Source organism: Streptomyces sp. NBC_00083, from assembly GCF_026343295.1.
In the GTDB taxonomy this organism is placed as follows: domain Bacteria; phylum Actinomycetota; class Actinomycetes; order Streptomycetales; family Streptomycetaceae; genus Streptomyces.
Genome location: NZ_JAPELY010000001.1, coordinates 278,031 through 296,406 on the forward strand (window position 1 = coordinate 278,031; position 18,376 = coordinate 296,406).

At 71.8% G+C, this 18,376-nt stretch carries 18 protein-coding genes, 1 tRNA gene and 1 pseudogene; 11 read left to right on the plus strand and 9 right to left on the minus strand.

Features of this window, described 5'->3' with window-relative positions; all coding sequences use genetic code 11:
* Positions 1 to 271: 271 nt before the first annotated feature.
* Together OOJ98_RS01275 and OOJ98_RS01280 are read left to right on the plus strand one after the other, a co-directional pair.
* Positions 272 to 613 (plus strand): annotated as a pseudogene (locus OOJ98_RS01275) (hypothetical protein); the annotation flags it as partial.
* A 168-nt stretch (positions 614 to 781) separates the two neighbouring features.
* The gene (locus OOJ98_RS01280) at positions 782 to 997 is read left to right on the plus strand and encodes a hypothetical protein (RefSeq protein ID WP_267052743.1); all 216 of its coding nucleotides are present in this window, start codon (positions 782 to 784) and stop codon (positions 995 to 997) included.
* 16 nt (positions 998 to 1,013) lie between these two features.
* Here OOJ98_RS01280 and mscL read toward each other — a convergent pair whose 3' ends face one another.
* The 6 genes from mscL to OOJ98_RS01310 form a co-directional block, all read right to left on the minus strand.
* Complete coding sequence (gene mscL, locus OOJ98_RS01285) at positions 1,014 to 1,535, minus strand: large conductance mechanosensitive channel protein MscL (RefSeq protein ID WP_267052744.1); 522 nt, start codon at positions 1,533 to 1,535, stop codon at positions 1,014 to 1,016.
* Between the two features lie 123 nt (positions 1,536 to 1,658).
* Positions 1,659 to 2,297: an RcpC/CpaB family pilus assembly protein gene (locus OOJ98_RS01290; RefSeq protein ID WP_267052745.1), complete on the minus strand. Its 639-nt coding sequence runs from the start codon at positions 2,295 to 2,297 to the stop codon at positions 1,659 to 1,661.
* An 89-nt stretch (positions 2,298 to 2,386) separates the two neighbouring features.
* Positions 2,387 to 3,220, minus strand: a complete 834-nt coding sequence (locus OOJ98_RS01295; protein ID WP_267052746.1) for an S-methyl-5'-thioadenosine phosphorylase — start codon at positions 3,218 to 3,220, stop codon at positions 2,387 to 2,389.
* 75 nt (positions 3,221 to 3,295) lie between these two features.
* Complete coding sequence (locus OOJ98_RS01300) at positions 3,296 to 3,610, minus strand: FmdB family zinc ribbon protein (RefSeq protein WP_267052747.1); 315 nt, start codon at positions 3,608 to 3,610, stop codon at positions 3,296 to 3,298.
* Positions 3,611 to 3,678: 68 nt separating this feature from the next.
* Entirely contained in the window at positions 3,679 to 4,950 is a 1,272-nt protein-coding gene (locus tag OOJ98_RS01305) for an MFS transporter (protein WP_267052748.1), read from the minus strand.
* A 304-nt stretch (positions 4,951 to 5,254) separates the two neighbouring features.
* The gene (locus OOJ98_RS01310; RefSeq protein ID WP_267052749.1) at positions 5,255 to 6,832 is read right to left on the minus strand and encodes a potassium/proton antiporter; all 1,578 of its coding nucleotides are present in this window, start codon (positions 6,830 to 6,832) and stop codon (positions 5,255 to 5,257) included.
* Between the two features lie 249 nt (positions 6,833 to 7,081).
* Here OOJ98_RS01310 and OOJ98_RS01315 point away from each other — a divergent pair, with 249 nt between their 5' ends.
* Entirely contained in the window at positions 7,082 to 9,835 is a 2,754-nt protein-coding gene (locus OOJ98_RS01315) for a penicillin acylase family protein (protein WP_267052750.1), read from the plus strand.
* A 9-nt stretch (positions 9,836 to 9,844) separates the two neighbouring features.
* Here the strand turns inward: OOJ98_RS01315 and OOJ98_RS01320 are convergent, their stop codons facing one another.
* Positions 9,845 to 10,426: a 5-formyltetrahydrofolate cyclo-ligase gene (locus tag OOJ98_RS01320; RefSeq protein ID WP_267052751.1), complete on the minus strand. Its 582-nt coding sequence runs from the start codon at positions 10,424 to 10,426 to the stop codon at positions 9,845 to 9,847.
* A 104-nt stretch (positions 10,427 to 10,530) separates the two neighbouring features.
* On the opposite strand from OOJ98_RS01320, the gene galU reads away from it, so the two are divergent.
* From galU to OOJ98_RS01355, 7 genes are all read left to right on the plus strand, one after another.
* Positions 10,531 to 11,433: a UTP--glucose-1-phosphate uridylyltransferase GalU gene (galU, locus tag OOJ98_RS01325; RefSeq protein WP_267052752.1), complete on the plus strand. Its 903-nt coding sequence runs from the start codon at positions 10,531 to 10,533 to the stop codon at positions 11,431 to 11,433.
* A 6-nt stretch (positions 11,434 to 11,439) separates the two neighbouring features.
* Entirely contained in the window at positions 11,440 to 12,741 is a 1,302-nt protein-coding gene (gene glp, locus OOJ98_RS01330; protein WP_267052753.1) for a gephyrin-like molybdotransferase Glp, read from the plus strand.
* A 59-nt stretch (positions 12,742 to 12,800) separates the two neighbouring features.
* Complete coding sequence (gene moaC / locus OOJ98_RS01335) at positions 12,801 to 13,298, plus strand: cyclic pyranopterin monophosphate synthase MoaC (RefSeq protein ID WP_267052754.1); 498 nt, start codon at positions 12,801 to 12,803, stop codon at positions 13,296 to 13,298.
* Positions 13,295 to 13,927 carry a molybdenum cofactor biosynthesis protein B gene (locus tag OOJ98_RS01340; RefSeq protein ID WP_267052755.1) on the plus strand — a complete coding sequence of 211 codons (633 nt, stop codon included), beginning with the start codon at positions 13,295 to 13,297 and terminating at the stop codon, positions 13,925 to 13,927. The genes moaC and OOJ98_RS01340 overlap by 4 nt, the downstream gene beginning before the upstream one ends.
* A complete protein-coding gene (locus OOJ98_RS01345) occupies positions 13,924 to 14,550 on the plus strand; it encodes a GNAT family N-acetyltransferase (protein WP_267055459.1) in 627 nt (208 codons plus the stop codon). Before OOJ98_RS01340 ends, OOJ98_RS01345 begins: the two co-directional genes overlap by 4 nt.
* A gap of 152 nt (positions 14,551 to 14,702) precedes the next feature.
* The gene (gene glpR / locus OOJ98_RS01350) at positions 14,703 to 15,986 is read left to right on the plus strand and encodes a gephyrin-like molybdotransferase receptor GlpR (RefSeq protein ID WP_267052756.1); all 1,284 of its coding nucleotides are present in this window, start codon (positions 14,703 to 14,705) and stop codon (positions 15,984 to 15,986) included.
* 86 nt (positions 15,987 to 16,072) lie between these two features.
* Positions 16,073 to 16,146 (plus strand) — tRNA-Ala (locus OOJ98_RS01355).
* 178 nt (positions 16,147 to 16,324) lie between these two features.
* Here the strand turns inward: OOJ98_RS01355 and OOJ98_RS01360 are convergent.
* Complete coding sequence (locus tag OOJ98_RS01360; protein ID WP_267052757.1) at positions 16,325 to 16,810, minus strand: GNAT family N-acetyltransferase; 486 nt, start codon at positions 16,808 to 16,810, stop codon at positions 16,325 to 16,327.
* A 58-nt stretch (positions 16,811 to 16,868) separates the two neighbouring features.
* Between OOJ98_RS01360 and OOJ98_RS01365 the strand changes: the two genes are divergently transcribed.
* Entirely contained in the window at positions 16,869 to 17,672 is an 804-nt protein-coding gene (locus tag OOJ98_RS01365; protein WP_267052758.1) for an exodeoxyribonuclease III, read from the plus strand.
* 67 nt (positions 17,673 to 17,739) lie between these two features.
* Here OOJ98_RS01365 and OOJ98_RS01370 read toward each other — a convergent pair whose 3' ends face one another.
* Entirely contained in the window at positions 17,740 to 18,360 is a 621-nt protein-coding gene (locus OOJ98_RS01370) for a MerR family transcriptional regulator (protein ID WP_267055460.1), read from the minus strand.
* Positions 18,361 to 18,376 lie beyond the last annotated feature (16 nt).

The window sequence follows — 18,376 nt, forward strand, 5'->3', positions numbered from 1 at the left end:
CCGCGACGGCCTCCCCGACCCCCACGGCTCCGGCCCCGGTGGGATCCGGGGCTCCGGCGGACCCCAGGGTCACGGCGACCCGGGCGGCTCCGGGGGGCCCGACGGCCGCGGCCACGGCGGGTTCGGCGGCACGTCCGGTCCCGGTGGGCTGCCGGGGCCCGGCGGGCACACCGGGCACGAGGCCGCGGAGCCACCCGGCGGGTACACCGCCGGTGCCGCCGGTGCCGCTAGGCACACCGGGCCGGGTGAAGCCCCCTCCGTTCCCGCGCGGCCGGCGTACACCCCCGGCTCCGCTCAGCCCCGGCTGAACCGGCCGGTGCGCGAGCGCTATCCGCAGATCCGCCCGACCAGCGGTTACGGCGACCCCCGTGTCCGGCACACCGGGCCGGGACCGGGTGCGGGCAGTGAGCAGGAGCCGGAGCGCTCATCGAAGCTGACGGCCCGCCTCACGCTGGCGATCACCGTGGTCATCGGCCAGCTGTGGGGGCTCAGCGTGGTGGTCAACGAGTGGATGCGGGGCAACACCGGCACCGCCTGGTGGGGCGCGGGGTTCCTGTGCCTGTCGTTCCTGGCGGTCCTCGGCCTGTGGGCGCTCGACCCCAAGGACCGCTGAGCGGGGCGCCGCCCGACGCGGTGGCGGCCGGGGCGATGGAAACCGGGGCCGTGGTGGCGGCAGCCGGGGCCGTGGTGATGGCAGCCGGGGTCGCCGTGGTGGCGGGCGGGCGGCGGGCAGGACGGCCGGCCGGGGCGCGGGTGGCACGGCCGCCCGTACCCTGGAGGCATGAGCACCGCCCCCGCCCCCGGCCCGCGCGACCGGGATGCAGCGCCCCAGGAGCCGTCCGAGCCGAAGCCGAAGCCGAGGCTGGTCTTCGACGACCCCCTCGACCAGCAGTCCGCCGACGACACGGACCGCGGGTGGGGCGAGCGTCCGGCGTCCGCGGGCAGCGCCGCCGACCTGGCACGCTTCCTCGACGAGAAGCCGCCCCACCACATCTGAGGCCTGCGCGGGAGCGCTAGAGCGCGGGGCCCGAACCCGGACTGGTGAAGGGCCCGGGGCCGTCGCCGGGGGAGCCGGTGCCGATACCCGAACCGCCGCCGGGGCCGCGCTGGGAGATCAGGGCGTCGCGGATCTCCTTCAGCACCTCCAGCTCGCTGACCTCCATCGTCTCGCGCACCCCTTCCTTGGCCGCGTCGTGCCGGGCCCTCTTGGCGAGGATCCTGGCCATCGGCAGCACCATCAGGAAGTACACGACGGCGGCGGTGATGACGAAGTTCAGGATCGCGCTGAGCACCCCGCCCCAGAGGATCTGGATGCCCGAATCGGCGGTGCAGGGGCCCTTCAGGCAGGAGGTGTAGCCCTCCAGGTCCTTCGTGCCGAACGCGCCGACCAGCGGGTTGATCACGCCCTTCACCACGGAGTTCACGATGGTGGTGAACGCGGCGCCGATGACCACGGCGACAGCCAGGTCGATCACGTTTCCGCGCATCAAAAAGGCCTTGAAGCCGGCCAGCACGCTTGTCTTGTCCTCGCTCACCAATGAGCCCTTCTTCGCATGTCCAGGGGGCAGAGCAAACCTCTGCGCCACCTTGGACAGGGCGGACGGGCGCTGTCCAATCCGTGCACGCGAACTGGTGACTTGACCGTTCAGCCGTACGAATCAGCACAGCGTCACCGCCAGCCTCGACGTGGTCCCCGCCCCTGCCAGCACCCGCGCCGTCTCGCGCGGCACGGCGAGGACGACGAGCGCCCCCGCGTCCGGCGCGACTCCGCGCGCCGCCGGAACTGCCGTGACCCGGACGCCCGTTGCGACCACACGGGCCTCGTCGGCGCCCGGCGAGGGCGAGTTGGCGGACGCGATCACATCGACGCGGTCGCCCGGCCGCAGCAGACGTACGGTCTCCGCGTCCGCGATCCGCACCGGGGCGGAGACCAGCGGAGCCGGGGCCGCGGCCTTCCGCGCCGGCCCGCGTTCGCCGGGCGCCGGTGTCGCGGCCGTCGCCGCGGTGCGAGCCGCCGGCGGATGCGTACGCTCGGCCGCCTGCGTGCTGGAGACGGCGAGGGCCGCGGCCGTCACGGCGAGCCCGGCGGCCACCGCACGCCGTCGCCTGCGCATCGCGCGGCGCAGCCCGTGCCGACCGCCGCGCACCCGCAGCGGCGGGAAGAACGGCACCGTGCCGGGCTCGGGCGCCGGCATGGGCAGCGGGAAGGGGAAGCGGAACGGCGCGGACGCGGGTGCTGTGCGGTCTGCGGACATGGTGACCCTGCCGATCGTGGAGTGCCTGTGCTGCTCGGACACCCCACGATCCCCCGCCCCGCGCGATCTCGCCGGAGCCTGTGGACCGCCGCTCGCTTGTGGACAACTCCCTCACTCAGGAGGGTGGTTGCTCACGGCAGTTCGATGCCCAGGTCCCAGCCGTCGTGCGCGTGCGTGCACAGGCAGGCGCGGTTCTCGGTCGCGGGCAGGGCCGCGACCGCGTCGAAGAGCACCTCGCGCAGCCGCGCCACGTTCTCGCCGAACACCCGCAGGACCTCGGTGTGCGAGACGCCCTCGCCGGTCTCCGCGCCCGCGTCCAGGTCGGTGACGAGGGTCATCGAGGTGTAGCAGAGCCCCAGTTCGCGGGCGAGTACGGCCTCGGGGTGTCCGGTCATGCCCACGACCGACCAGCCCATCGCCGCGTGCCACTGCGATTCGGCGCGGGTGGAGAAGCGGGGGCCCTCGATGACGACCATGGTGCCGCCGTCCACGGCCTCCCAGCCGCGTCCCTGGGCCGCGGTGAGGGCGGCCTTGCGGCCGTCGGGGCAGTACGGGTCGGCGAACGTGGTGTGCACGACGTTGGGGACCGTGCCGTCCGGCAGGGGCAGCCCGTCGAAGAAGGTCTGGGTGCGCGCCTTCGTACGGTCGACCAGCTGGTCCGGCACGAGCAGGGTGCCCGGCCCGTACTCGCGGCGCAGGCCGCCGACCGCGCACGGGCCGAGGACCTGGCGCACCCCGACGGAGCGCAGCGCCCACAGATTGGCGCGGTAGTTGATGCGGTGCGGCGGCAGATGGTGGCCGCGGCCGTGGCGGGGCAGGAACGCCACGCGGCGGCCGGCGATCTCGCCGAGGAAGAGTGAGTCGCTGGGGGAGCCGTAGGGAGTGTCCACCTGGACCTCGGTGACGTCCTCCAGGAACGAGTAGAACCCCGAGCCGCCGATGACGCCGATCTCTGCGTTGGTCATGCCGGTCACACTAACGGTGGGCCGGAAACACGAAACCCCCGCCGGGGGACGGCGGGGGTGGTGCGCGGCTGGGGGTCAGGCGGCCGGGCTCGCGCTCGACGTGCTCGACGAGGACGAGCCGGAGCTCGATGCCGCGGCCGGCTTGGAGTCCGAGCCCGACGACGACTTGGCCGTCGACGAGGACGACGACGCGGGCGAGCTGCTCGACGACGAGCCGCGGCTGTCGTTGCGGTAGAAGCCCGAGCCCTTGAAAACGATGCCGACCGCCGAGAACACCTTCTTCAGGCGTCCGTCGCAGTTCGGGCACACGGTCAGGGCGTCATCGGTGAACTTCTGCACCGCCTCGAGGCCCTCGCCGCACTCGGTGCACTGGTACTGGTAGGTCGGCACTTGTCTTCCTCCTGGCACTCTCACTCGATGAGTGCTAACGACGGTCCATAGTGACGTATTCCTCGGGATCAGTCCACCGTGACGGGAACACGGTGACCGACGCCACGCGCCACGGTACGGGTCGGAGCGGACGGAGCGAGCCGCGAGCGCAGGGCGACCAGGGTCACCAGGGCGAGCGCGGTGCCGCCCAGCGGCACCAGGAATCCGGCGGTCGAACCGTGGGCGTCGGTGAGGCGTCCCGCCACGGTGACGGCGGCGGCCTGGCCCAGGGCGACCGCGCCGGTCAGCCACGTGAAGGCCTCGGTGCGGGAGGTGGCCGGCACCAGGGACTCGACCAGCGTGTAGCCGGTGATGAGGGCCGGGGCGATGCACAGGCCGACGATCAGGCCGAGGCCGCCGAGCAGCAGGGCGGAGTGGGCCGCCCACAGTCCGGAGGCCGCCAGGGTCAGCGCCGCGTAGCCGGCGATCAGCCGGACGCGGGGCGAGGACTTCCACGCGATGGCGCCGCAGGCGATGCCCGCCAGCATGTTTCCGGCGGCGAAGACGCCGTAGAGGATGCCGTTGATGCCGGGGTTGCCGATCTCCTCCGCGAACGCGGTCAGGGAGACCTGCATGCCGCCGAAGACCGCGCCGATGCCGAGGAAGGCCATCGCCAGGACGCGTACGCCCGGGATGGACAGCGCGGAGGTGTGCTCGGTCTGCTCGCGCTCGGCGGCGCTGCGTACCGGCGGCTGGGTGGCGCGCCGGGCCGCGAACAGGAGGCCGCCGACGAGGGTCAGGGACGCCTCGGCGATCAGTCCGGCCGCGGGGTGCACGCCGGTGCACAGGGCGGTCGCGAGGACGGGCCCGATGACGAAGGTGAACTCGTCGGTGACGGACTCGAAGGCCGCGGCCGTCGCCATCAGGGGCGAGCCGTCGAGCTTGTTCGCCCAGCGGGCCCGCACCATGGGGCCGACCTGCGGCACGGAGGCGCCGGTGGGGACGGCCGCGATGAACAGGGCCCACAGGGGGGCGCCGGCCAGGGCCAGGGCGGTCAGCACGGACACGGAGGCCGCGTGGATCAGGACGCCGGGCACCAGGACCGCGCCTTGTCCGTAACGGTCCGCGAGCTTGCCGCTCTGCGGGGCGAACAGGGCCATGGACACGCCGGTGAAGGCGGCCACGGCGCCGGCGCCGCCGTACGAGCCGGTGGTGTGCTGGACGAGCAGGAGGATGCCGATGGTCAGCATCGCGAAGGGCTGCCGGGCCGCGAAGCCGGGCAGGAGGAACGACAGTGCGCCGGGTGTGCGCAGAAGCTGGCCGTATCCGGGCCGCTTGTCAGAAGTGACCGTGGATGCCACGGCCCCTTGCCTTTCTGCCGCCTGGTAGCGCGCCCCGTGCACGTGAGTGGGTGCGGGCGTTGCCGAGAGCTGTCCTCTTGCGCGGAACTGCGGTAGATGCCGAGGGCTGCTGCGGGGAGCTCCCGACCGCCATACGGTCGCGCCAGCTCTGCGTCAGGCAGAGTTGGTCGATCAGTGGTGTGCCTTGATGATACAGATCTTTGGCACTCCGTGCCTACGAATCCGCACGGAGTGCCAACATTCAGCCTGTGTTTATTCGGCCGACATGTGGCTCAACCACAGCGTCACGCCGCTTGACAGCCGGTTACGCGTCCTGACGTCCCGTACGTCTGGGTTTGGCCTTCTGCGGGGGCTCCTGCGGGCCGCCCGCGCCCAGCCAGCCCGCGAGCTTGCCGCCCTGGCCGACCGCGCGCAGCCGGGACTCGGCGGCGTCGCGCACCGGGTCGGTCGCGACCACCAGGAGTTCGTCTCCGTGGCGCAGCATGGTCGTGGGCCCCGGCACGAAGCTCGTGCCGTCGCGCACGACGAGGGTGACGGCGGCGCCGGGCGGCAGCCTCAGCTCGTGCACCTCGACGCCGTGCATCCGCGACTTCGCCGGGATCGCGACGGACAGCAGGTGGCCGCGCAGCCGCTCCAGGGGGGCGGATTCCACGCCCAGGTCCGCGGCCTCGTCGGAGTCCGAGAGCTGGAGCTTGCGCGCCAGCCAGGGCAGCGTCGGCCCCTGGATGAGGGTGTAGACGATGACCAGGATGAAGACGATGTTGAAGATCTTCTCGCTGCCCTCGATCCCGGCGACCATCGGAATGGTGGCGAGGATGATGGGCACCGCGCCGCGCAGGCCCGCCCAGGACATCAGGGCCTTCTCCTGCCAGGGCACCCGGAAGGGCACCAGGCTGAGCAGGACCTCCAGCGGCCGGGCCACCATCGTCAGGACGAGGCCGATGATCACGGCGGGCCAGAAGTCGGCGGCCAGGTTGTGCGGGGTGACCAGCAGGCCCAGCAGGACGAACATGCCGATCTGGGCGAGCCAGCCGAGCCCGTCGGCGAAGCCGCGGGTGGCCGGCCAGTGGGGGAGCTTGGCGTTGCCGAGCACCATGGAGGCGAGGTACACGGCGAGGAAGCCGGAGCCGTGGGCGATGGCGCCCGCCGCGTAGGCGCTCACCGCGATCGCCATCACGGCGATCGGGTAGAGGCCGGAGGCGGGCAGCGCCACGTGACGCAGTCCATACGATCCGAGCCAGCCCACCGCGAGCCCGATCGAGGCGCCGATGGCCAGCTCCAGGGCTATCTTCCCGACCAGGAGGTACCAGGAGTCGACCGGGCCGGGCGTCGAGAAGGCGACGACCAGGATGACGACAGGGGCGTCGTTGAAGCCGGACTCGGCCTCCAGGACACCGGTGACGCGGGAGGGGAGCGGCACCTTGCGCAGCACGGAGAAGACGGCCGCCGCGTCCGTGGACGACACCACCGCGCCGATGATCAGCGCCTGCCGCCACTCCAGGCCCACCAGGTAGTGCGCCCCCGCCGCCGTCACGCCCACGCTCACCGCGACGCCGACGAGCGACAGCACCACGGCCGCCGGCAACGCCGGTTTGATCTCCTTCCACTTGGTGCCCAGGCCGCCCTCGGCCAGGATCACCACCAGTGCGGCATAGCCGATCACCTGCGTCAGTTCGGCGTCGTCGAACCGGACGTTGAAGATGCCGTCCTGCCCTATCGCGATCCCTATGCCGAGATACAGGAGCAGGCTGGGAAGCCCGCTGCGCGAGGAGATCCGCACCGCCGCCACGGCGATGAGCAGAACGAGCGAGCAGATGAGCAGGAGTTCGTTGAGCTGGTGGACAGTCAGTGGCCGATCCTTCCCCTCAGGCGCCGCAGGCACCCCATGAAAATCGTGCATCCCCAGGCACGTGGTGCGCATCCGGGGGCTCCCTCGGACGCACCTGGTGAAACGTTCCGTCGCCCAAGGTACTTCGTTACCTTACCTAATCTTTGACGCTTTCTTTACGCGCGGGATCCCCTGTTTGCCGTCCCGGTATGTGAACGCCGACACCGCGTCAGGGGCTCTCGGCGGCTGCGCCTATGGTTGCTCCCAGTACTCCTGGACCACCCTGCCCCTCGAAGGACAGCGATGCCCGCCACCACAACCGCCCCTTCCGCCGGTACGACGGCCGGCAAGACGAGCAGGAAGAGGGGACGCCGCCTGAGGCTGTTCGTCCTCGTCCTGGTGCTGGCTCTGGTCGCGGGCGTCGCCTACGGCGCGTACTGGGGAGTGAGCACCGTGCGTGCCTCCTTCCCGCAGACGACGGGCACCCTCAAGGTCCCGGGCCTCGCCGGCCAGGTCGAGGTCAAGCGAGACGACTACGGCGTTCCGCAGATCTACGCGGACAGCGACGCGGACCTCTTCATGGCCCAGGGCTACGTCCAGGCGCAGGACCGCTTCTACGAGATGGACGTCCGCCGGCACATGACCTCGGGCCGCCTCTCCGAGATGTTCGGCAGCGGCCAGGTCGACACGGACGCCTTCCTGCGCACACTGGGCTGGCGCAAGGTCGCGCAGCAGGAGTACGACACCAAGCTGACGCCCGCCACGAAGAAGTACCTCCAGGCGTACTCGGCGGGGGTGAACGCGTACCTCAAGGGCAAGGACGGCAAGGACATCTCCGTCGAGTACGCGGCGCTCAACCTCACCAACGACTACACGCCCGAGGCCTGGACGCCGGTCGACTCGGTGGCCTGGCTCAAGGCGATGGCCTGGGACCTGCGCGGCAACATGCAGGACGAGATCGACCGCTCCCTGATGACGAGCCGGCTCAGCCCGCAGCAGATCAAGGACCTGTACCCGGCCTACCCGGCGGCCACCCACCGACCCATCGTGGACCAGGGTTCGTACAACAAGGCGACCGGCAAGTTCGACCCGCAGCGTGCCTCCACCGCGTCCGACGGCACCTCGGGGACCGCGCAGGGCGCCCTCCAGGGCATGCAGAGCCAGCTCTCCTCGCTCTCCGACACCCTCGACAAGATCCCGGCGCTGCTCGGCCCCAACGGCAGCGGCATCGGCTCCAACTCCTGGGTGGTGTCGGGCAAGTACACGACGACCGGCATGCCGCTGCTCGCCAACGACCCGCACCTCGCGCCGATGATGCCCTCGCTCTGGTACCAGATGGGCCTGCACTGCCGGACGCTCTCCAGCACGTGCTCCTACGACGTGGCGGGCTACACCTTCTCCGGCATGCCCGGCGTGATCATCGGGCACAACCAGGACGTGTCGTGGGGCTTCACCAACCTCGGCGCCGACGTGACCGACCTGTACCTGGAGAAGATCTCCGGCAACAACTACCTCTACGACAGCCAGGAGAAGCCCCTCGCCACCCGCGAGGAGGTCATCAAGGTGGCCGGAGGGTCCAGCAAGACCATCACCATCCGCGAGACCAACAACGGCCCCCTGATCTCCGACCGCGACGACGAGCTGGAGAAGGTCGGCCAGAAGGCGCCGGTCAACTCGGCGGCCCCCGACCGGGGCACCGGATACGCGGTCGCCCTGAGATGGACGGCGCTCGAACCCGGCAAGTCCATGGACGCCGTGTTCGCGCTCGACAAGGCCGACGACTTCAAGTCCTTCCGGGCCGCCGCCAAGGACTTCGAGGTGCCCTCGCAGAACCTGATCTACGCCGACACCAAGGGCAACATCGGCTACCAGGCGCCCGGCAAGATCCCGGTGCGCGCCGATGGCGTCGACGGCACCATGCCGGCGCCCGGCTGGGACTCCAAGTACACGTGGAAGAAGGGCTACGTCCCCTTCGACGCGCTGCCGTACGAGTACAACCCCAAGCGGGGCTTCATCGTCACCGCCAACCAGGCCGTGATCGACGAGAAGAAGTACCCGTACCTGCTCACCAAGGACTGGGGCTACGGCACCCGCAGCCAGCGGATCAACGACCTCATCGAGTCGAAGATCAAGGGTGGCGGGAAGATCTCCACCGAGGACATGCAGAAGATGCAGATGGACAACAGCAGCGAGATCGCCGCGCTCCTGACGCCCGCCCTGCTGAAGATCGACGTGTCCGACCCCTCGGTGCGCGAGGCGCAGAAGCTGCTCGAAGGCTGGGACTACACCCAGGAGAACGACTCGGCGGCAGCCGCCTACTTCAACTCGGTGTGGCGCAACGTCCTGAAGCTGGCGTTCGGCAACAAGCTGCCCAAGGAGCTGCGTCCCAAGGGCGAGTGCCTGTACGTGACGCCGCCGATCGGCACCGGGCCCGTCGACGACCCCGACAAGAAGGTCCAGGAGTGCGGCGAGCGCGACGGCGACTCGGCGCAGCCCGACGGCGGTGACCGGTGGTTCGAGGTCGTGCGCAAGATCTTCAACGACCAGAACAACAGCTGGTGGAAGTCGCCCGCGACCCGTCTGGACAAGGCCACCACCACCCGCGACCAGCTGCTGGCGCGAGCCATGAAGGACGCACGCTGGGAGCTGACGGCCAAGCTCGGCAAGGACACCACGACCTGGACCTGGGGCCGGCTGCACCAGCTCATGCTGAAGAACCAGACCCTCGGCAAGGAGGGTCCGGGCGTCCTTCAGTACATGCTCAACCGGGGCCCGTGGAACCTGGGCGGCGGCGAGGCCGCGGTCGACGCCACCGGCTGGAACGCCGCGAGCGGCGACTACGGCGTCACCTGGGTGCCCTCGATGCGCATGGTCGTCAACCTCAAGGACCTCGACAAGTCCCAGTGGATCAACCTGACCGGCGCATCGGGCCACGCCTACAGCGCGCACTACTCGGACCAGACCGAGAAGTGGGCCAAGGGCGAACTCCTGGACTGGTCGTTCAGCGGCAAGGCGGTCGACGCGTCAACCGTCGACACGCTGAAGCTCACGCCGTAGTACGGCCGCTCACGCGGTAAAGCGCGTTACCCCGGCCGGGGTGACGACAGCCTGCACGGGGTGGTCGTGCGGTTCCTCCGGGACCCGCGCGACCACCTCGTTCGCGTACAGGAGCACCACCAGGGCCGGCGCGCTGCCGGACGTCTCGATGCGGGCGAGGACCCGGTCGTAGGAGCCGCCGCCGCGGCCGAGCCGCATGCCGCGCGCGTCCACGGCGAGGCCGGGCAGCAGCACGGCGTCCGCGGCCGTCACGGCGGACCGGCCGAGCCGTTCGCCGTCGGGTTCCAGGAGGCCGCGCCCGGCCGGCAGCAGGTGCTCGGGCCCGGCGTAGACGGCCCAGTCCAGGTCGTTGTCGGGCAGCAGCACCGGAAGCAGCACCCGTACACCCCGGGCGTACAGCGTGTCGACGAGGGCGCGGGTGCCGGGCTCGCGGCCGACCGAGATGTACGCGGCCACCGTGCTCGCCCCGGCGAGTTCGGGCAGCGCCAGAGCCTGGTCGGCGAGGCGCGGGGACGCGGTGCGCAGCTCGTCGTCGCTCAGCTGCTTCCTGGCGTCCAGAAGGGCGCGCCGCAAGAGGGCCTTTTCGGACATGTGATCACACACCGTGCTTCTGTAATCCCCTCAAATGCGTGGATAAGAGAGCGAATTCACCCGAGAATAATCTTCCGCACATACGCAACGGATAGGGTGCCCGCATGACTCAGTCGCCCCCACGGATCACCAAGGCTGTCATCCCCGCCGCCGGGCTCGGCACCCGGTTCCTTCCGGCCACCAAGGCCACACCGAAGGAAATGCTGCCGGTGGTGGACAAGCCCGCCATTCAGTACGTGGTGGAGGAGGCGGTCGCGGCGGGTCTGTCCGACGTCCTGATGGTCACCGGCCGCAACAAGCGTCCCCTGGAGGACCACTTCGACCGCAACTACGAGCTGGAGTCGGCGCTGACCCGCAAGGGCGACGCGGACCGGCTCGCCAAGGTGCAGGAGTCCAGCGACCTGGCGGCCATCCACTACGTACGCCAGGGCGACCCGCGCGGCCTCGGCCACGCGGTGCTGTGCGCGGCGCCGCACGTGGGCGAGCAGCCCTTCGCGGTCCTCCTCGGCGACGACCTCATCGACGAGCGCGACCAGCTCCTCTCGCGGATGGTGGAGATCCAGGAGCACGAGGGCGGCAGCGTGATCGCTCTCATGGAGGTCGACCCCGAGCAGATCCACCTCTATGGCTGCGCGGCCGTCGAAACCACCGCCGAGAGCGACGTCGTGCGGGTCACCGGTCTCGTCGAGAAGCCGGAGCCCGCCGAGGCGCCCTCCAACCTCGCCGTCATCGGGCGCTACGTCCTCGACCCCGCCGTCTTCGGCGTGCTGCGCACCACCGAGCCCGGCCGGGGCGGCGAGATCCAGCTCACCGACGCCCTCCAGCACATGGCGGCGGACGAGTCGATCGGCGGCCCGGTGCACGGAGTCGTCTTCAAGGGCCGTCGCTATGACACCGGTGATCGCGGAGACTATCTGCGAGCCATTGTCAGACTGGCGTGCGAACGTGAAGACCTGGGCCCGGACTTCAAGGCCTGGCTTCGCCGGTACGTCACCGAGGAGATGTAGGCACCCGTGAGCAACACGACCTGGTCGGTGGACGAGCACCTCGACGACATCCTCGCCGCGGTCCGCCCGCTCGAACCCATCGAGCTGCAACTGCCCGACGCCCAGGGCTGCGTCCTGGTCGAGGACGTCATGGTGCCGGTCGCCCTGCCTCCCTTCGACAACAGCTCCATGGACGGCTACGCGGTACGGGTCGCCGATGTCGCGGGCGCCAGCGAGGAGTACCCGGCCGTGCTCACCGTCATCGGTGACGTCGCGGCGGGCAGCGGCGACCTGCCGACGGTCGGCCCCGGCCAGGCCGCCCGGATCATGACCGGCGCCCCGCTGCCGCCCGGCGCCGAGGCCGTCGTCCCCGTCGAGTGGACCGACGGCGGCAGCGGCCGGGGCGCCGCCACCTCCATGCGCCCGGCGGGCTCCGCCCCCGAAGGGGCGAGCGGCGAGGTGCGGGTGCACCGCGCCGCCGAGGAGCGTGCCCACGTCCGTGCCCGGGGCAGCGACGTCCAGGCCGGCGACCTCGCCCTCGCGGCGGGCACCGTGCTCGGCCCGCCCCAGATCGGGCTGCTCGCCGCGATCGGCCGCGGCACCGTCACCGTACGGCCGCGCCCGCGCGTGGTGGTGCTCTCCACCGGCAGTGAACTGGTGCAGCCCGGCGAGCAGTTGGGCGAGGGCCAGATCTACGACTCCAACAGCTTCGCGCTGGCCGCCGCCGCCAGGGACGCGGGCGCCATCTCCTACCGGGTCGGCGCCGTCACCGACGACGCGGCGGTGCTCCGCGACACCATCGAGGACCAGCTGATCCGCGCCGACCTGCTCGTCACCACCGGCGGGGTCAGCGTCGGCGCGTACGACGTCGTCAAGGAGGCGCTGTCCTCCGTGGGAGACGAGGACGAGCCGGGCAGCGGCATCGACTTCCGCAAGCTGAAGATGCAGCCCGGCAAGCCCCAGGGCTTCGGCTCGATCGGCCCCGACCACACTCCGCTGCTCGCGCTGCCGGGCAATCCGGTCTCCTCGTACGTCTCCTTCGAGCTGTTCGTGCGCCCCGCGATCCGCACCCTGATGGGCATGGCCGACGTGCACCGGCCCGTCGTCCGCGCCGTCCTGAAGACCGGCAAGGCCCTCTCCTCGCCCGCCGACCGGCGCCAGTTCCTGCGCGGCACCTACGACCAGGAGGCGGGCACCGTCGCCCCCGTGGGCGGCTCCGGATCGCATCTGATCGCGGCGCTCGCGCTCGCCGACTGCCTCATCGTCATCCCCGAGGACACCACGTCGGCGGAGCCCGACAGCGAGGTGGATGTGGTCCTGCTCGGCTGAGTGTCAGTCGATGGGGGTACGGTGTCTGCCCACAGAAGCCGTACCGGGAGCGCCACCGAATGAGTACGACGCAAGGCAGGCTCACGCACATCGACGAGGCGGGGGCGGCCCGCATGGTCGACGTCTCGGAGAAGGACGTCACCGCCCGCACCGCCCGCGCCAGCGGCCGCGTGCTCGTCTCGCCCCGCGTGGTGGAGCTGCTGCGCGGCGAGGGCGTGCCCAAGGGCGATGCCCTCGCCACCGCCCGCATCGCCGGGATCATGGGTGCCAAGCGCACCCCCGACCTCATCCCGCTCTGCCACCCCCTCGCGGTCTCCGGCGTGAAGCTCGACCTCGCGGTCGCCGACGACGCGGTGGAGATCCTGGCGACGGTGAAGACCACCGACCGCACGGGCGTCGAGATGGAGGCGCTGACGGCGGTGTCGGTGGCCGCGCTCACCGTCGTCGACATGGTCAAGGCCGTCGACAAGGCCGCCGTCATCACCGACATCCGCGTCGAGGAGAAGACCGGCGGCAAGTCCGGCGACTGGAACCGGCCCGGGGCGGACGCGTCATGACGCCCCCTCAGGCCGCCGGCGCCCACCGGCCCCCCGAGCCGCCCCGGCCCGACGCCGCCCCGGCCCGGCCGGGACCGCAGGCCGAGGTGCCCTTCCCGCAGGGCGGCGAAGGCCTCGGCGAGGCGCTGCGCGCGCCCTACGCCGCGCTCGTCGTCACCGCGTCCAACCGCGCGTCCGCCGGGGTGTACGCGGACCGGGGCGGGCCGCTGCTCGCCGAGGGCCTGGCCTCGATCGGCTTCGCCGTGGACGGCCCGCTGGTCGTGCCCGACGGCGACCCCGTCGAGCAGGCGCTGCGCGCGGGGACGGCCGCCGGGTACGACGTGATCGTCACGACTGGCGGCACCGGCCTCTCGCCCACCGACCGCACCCCCGAGGTCACCCGCGCCGTCATCGAGTACGACGTGCCCGGCATCCCCGAGGCCATCCGCGCCGAGGGCCTGGCCAAGGTCCCCACCGCCGCCCTCTCCCGAGGCCTGGCCGGGGTGGCGGGCGGCCGCACTCTGATCATCAACCTGCCGGGCTCCACCGGCGGAGTACGCGACGGGATCGCCGTCCTGGAGCGGATCCTGCGGCACGCCGTGGACCAGATCCGCGGCGGCGACCACCCCAGACCGGGGAGTTCGAGCTGAACGTTCCTTCGTGGCCGGTCGTGCTGGCGGAGGGCGACGTGGTCCTTCGCCCCATAAAGGTGCGCGACCAACGGGCCTGGCGCGAGGTCAACCGGCGCAACCGCGACTGGCTGCGGCCCTGGGAGGCGACGATCCCGCCGCCCGCCCCCGGCGCGCCCTTCCCGCAGCGCCCCACGTACCGCCAGATGGTCCGCCACCTGCGCACCGAGGCGAGCGCCGGCCGGATGCTGCCCTTCGTCATCGAGTACCAGGGGCATCTGGTGGGCCAGTTGACGGTCGCCGGAATCACCTGGGGCTCCATGTGCTCGGGCCACGTCGGGTACTGGGTGGACCGTGAGGTGGCGGGCCGGGGCGTGATGCCGACGGCCGTCGCGCTCGCCGTCGACCACTGTTTCCGCGCGGTCGGACTGCACCGCATGGAGGTGTGCATTCGACCCGAGAACGGGCCGAGCCGCCGGGTGGTGGACAAGCTGGGATTCCGCGAGGAGGGCCTGCGCCCGCGCTATCTGCACATCGACGGCGCCTGGCGCGACCATCTCGTGTACGCCCTCACCGCGGAGGAAGTCCCCGAAGGGCTCCTCGCCAGGTGGCGGCGGGGGCGGCAGTCCCACCCCGGTAAATAAAATAAATGTTCGAATTCTATCGGGTTCCGGTCCCTTCGTCTCGTCCAACGATCTGAGAAATCACAAAAAAAGCCGGTGATATCAGCCAGATCGTGCGACACACCGGCTCAATTGGCGTATCCCCGCGCGCCGGTCCCTCTACGGTGTGATGTGTGAGCAGCAGCGGCCTCATTTACGCAGTCATCGTCGGGGCCTGGGCCGCCTACTTGGTGCCGATGTGGCTCCGCAGGCAGGACGAGCTCAACGAGGCACGCCCGACGGAACGCTTCAGCACCGCCATCCGGCTTCTTTCCGGACGGTCGGCCATGGAGCGTCGCTACGCCAAGGAGCTGCGCCAGCGGGCCACCGGGGAGGCGGCACCGGGGGCGGAGCCTTCCGCGGACGCCCTGACGGAACCCCTCGCCGCGGCGGGGGAGTCCACGGGCGGCCGCGAGTTCTCGGTACCCCAGGCCCGCGGCAGGCGCCCGGCATCCCCGGAGCGCGCGGACCACCGGGACCACGGGGACCATCACCGGGACCACGCGGACCACCGGGACCCCAGGGATCATCAGGCGCACCCGGACTCTCAGGGACACCAGGGGCATCCGGGGCAGCACTTGGGGCACCCGGCGCACCACGGTCACCAGGGCGCGCGCCCCGACCGGCGTGACGACCGGCGCGAGCACCCGGCGGGGGAGGCCCCTCGCCGCGAGCCCGGCGCGCGCCCCGCATCCGGCGCCTCGGCCGAACGAGCCCGGCGCGCCCAGCGCAGTGCGGTGCTCGCGCGCCGCCGGCGCACCACCGTCGTCCTCTTCCTCGCCTTCACGCTGGGCGCGATCGTCGCGGCCGTCGGCGGCTTCGGCTTCCTGTGGGCGCCGGCGGTCCCGGCCGCCCTGCTGAGCGCGTACATCGTTCATCTGCGCATCCAGGAGCGGCGGCGCTTCGCCTTCACGATGGACCGCCGCCGGGCGGAGGTGGCCGCGCAACGGCTGCGCGAAAGCCGGCCGCGGGCGAGGGCGACGGCGCCGGGCGTCGAGGCCGACGACGAAGCGGAGTCCCACCAGCCGGCCCCCGTGCCCGAGCCGGCGCCCGCGCCCGCGCTCTCCCCGCAGGAGGCCGGACGGCGCGCGCTGGTCGAGCAGACCGACCACGCCGAGTGGGTCGACCAGCAGCGCGAGCGCGGTCCGGAACGCGGCGCGAGCTGGGACCCGGTCCCGGTCCCGCTGCCCACCTACGTCACCGCGCCGGTCGCCCCGCGCGCCACCGGCAGCATCGATCTGGGCGCCCCGGACACATGGTCGTCGGCCCGCTCCTCGACGGCGGACCCGACGCCGCCCGCGGAGCCGGCCCCCGCGGCCGAGGAGCCTCCGCGGCGCCGCGGAGGCTCAAGTCGCCGCCGTACACCGCTCTTCGACCAGTACGAGGGCGAGGACCGGCCCCGCGCCGCCAACGAATGAGCCCCCCGCGCGTCCCCTCTCGCTGACCAGCGAGGACCGGATTTCCAACCACTCCCATCCGGGTGCTAAAGTTTCACTCGTTGCAAGGGCCTGTGGCGCAGTCCGGTAGCGCACCTCGTTCGCATCGAGGGGGTCAGGGGTTCGAATCCCCTCAGGTCCACAACAGGTCAGAGCCCCTGTCGGAGAAATCCGGCAGGGGCTCTTTCCGTGCGCGTACAACGGCGGGCTCCCCCTCGGACGAGGGGTTGTCCCGGCCGCTCATCCTCCGGCTCGCCGGTGTCGTATAGCGATGGCCGTCCCTCGTCGCCGAGTTGGGGCACCACGGGCACCGCGAACGGTCAGGGGTTTCCCAGCGCCTTCGCGAAGCAGCGGCTCGACTCGTACGTGCGGTAGTGGCCGAACTTCTCGCAGGGCTCGTATCCCGTCGAGGTGTACAGGGCTATGGCCTCCGGCTGCTTGATGCCGGTCTCCAGGACCATGCGGGTGCGGCCGGCCGCGCGGGCGTCGGCCTCCAGGGCGGCCAGGATGCGGCGGGCCAGGCCGAGGCCCCGGGCCTCGGGGACGACGTACATCCGCTTCAGCTCCGCGTCGCCGTCGCGGTAGTTCTCCTCGTTGGCCTCCTGGCCGCGCCAGCCGCCCGTGGCCACCGGGCGGCCCGCGCCGTCGTACGCGATCAGGTACAGGCCGCGCGGGGGCAGGAACATCGCGGGTTCCAGGTAGGTGACGTCGCCGCCGTCCCCGTACCGCTCGACGTATTCGAGCTGCACCTGGTCGTTGAGCTTCCGGGCGTCGGGGTGGTCGTACGAGAGCTGGCGGATAATCATGCGTTGCATCGTACTTCTATGCGTAGGGTGGGTGGCGCCGGGTCGGTAGGGTTCCGGGATGCTCACTGTTACCTCTGTGAATGTAAACGGGCTGCGCGCCGCCGCCAAGAAGGGCTTCGTGGAGTGGCTCGGGGGCAGCGAGGCCGACGCCGTCTGCCTGCAGGAAGTGCGGGCCGAGCCCCACCAGCTGCCCGCCGAGGCCGGCGCCCCCGAAGGCTGGTTCGCCGTGCACGCCCCGGCCGCCGCCAAGGGCCGGGCGGGTGTGTCCCTCCTCACGCGGCGCGAGCCCGACCGGGTGCGGACCGGGTTCGGGAGCGCGGAGTTCGACGGCAGTGGGCGGTACGTCGAGGCGGACCTGCCCGGGGTGACCGTCGCCTCCCTCTACCTGCCCTCCGGCGAGGTCGGCACCGAGCGGCAGGACGAGAAGATCCGCTTCATGGCCGAGTTCCTCGAATACCTCAGGGAGCTGAAGGTGCGGGCCGCCGCCGACGGCCGCGAGGTCGTCGTGTGCGGCGACTGGAACATCGCCCACCAGGAGGCCGACCTCAAGAACTGGAAGGGCAACAAGAAGAACTCCGGCTTCCTGCCCGAGGAGCGGGAGTGGATGACCCGGGTCTTCGACGCCGCCGACGGCGGATACGTCGACGTCATGCGCGCCCTGCACCCCGGCGTCGAGGGGCCCTACTCCTGGTGGTCCTACCGGGGTCGCGCCTTCGACAACGACACGGGCTGGCGCATCGACTACCAGGTCGCCACCCCCGGCCTCGCCGGGCGCGCCGTCAAGGGCTTCGTCGAGCGCGCCGCGACGCACGGCGAGCGGTGGAGCGACCACGCGCCGGTGACGGTCGTGTACGAGCTCTAGGGGCCCGTTACGTGCTCCACGGCCCCGGGGCCCCAGGGCGCCGTCCCGCCCGCCGGGGCCGCGCCCGCTAGTGCTCCTCGGACAGCCTTCGGTCCAGTGCCAGCGACAGCTCGGCGTCCACCACCGCCTTGGCCAGCGGGCGCAGGCGGTGGGTGTCCTCCGGGGCCGCGTGGGTGGCCAGCAGATCCGTGAACAGGGCCGCCAGCGCCTCCGCGTGCTCGCGCACCTCCCGGCCGGCCGCGAGCACCGCCGCCAGCGGGACGCCCTCGCGCACCAGGGACGCCGAGACGTCCAGGAGGCGGCGGCTGATGTGCACGATCTCCTCGCCCGACACCGCGAGGTAGCCGAGGTCGAGCGCCGCCGCCAGGTTCTCCGGCGTGACCTGCCCCGCGAAGTGGTCGGCGAGCGCCTCCGGGGTGAGGCGGACCGGGGTCTCCTCGGTGGGCTCGACGAGGCCGAGCGCCTCGCCCGCGTCGCGGCCCGACTCGAAGGCCGAGGTCAGGTCGGCGATGCCGGACAGGGTGTGGCCGCGTTCGAGGAGTGCGGAGATCGTCCGCAGCCGGGCCAGGTGGTGGCCGTCGTACCAGGCGATCCGGCCCTCGCGGCGCGGTGGCGGGATCAGGCCGCGCTCGCGGTAGAAGCGCAGGGTGCGTTCGGTGATGCCGGCCTCGCGGGCCAGCTCCGACATGCGGTACTCACGGACA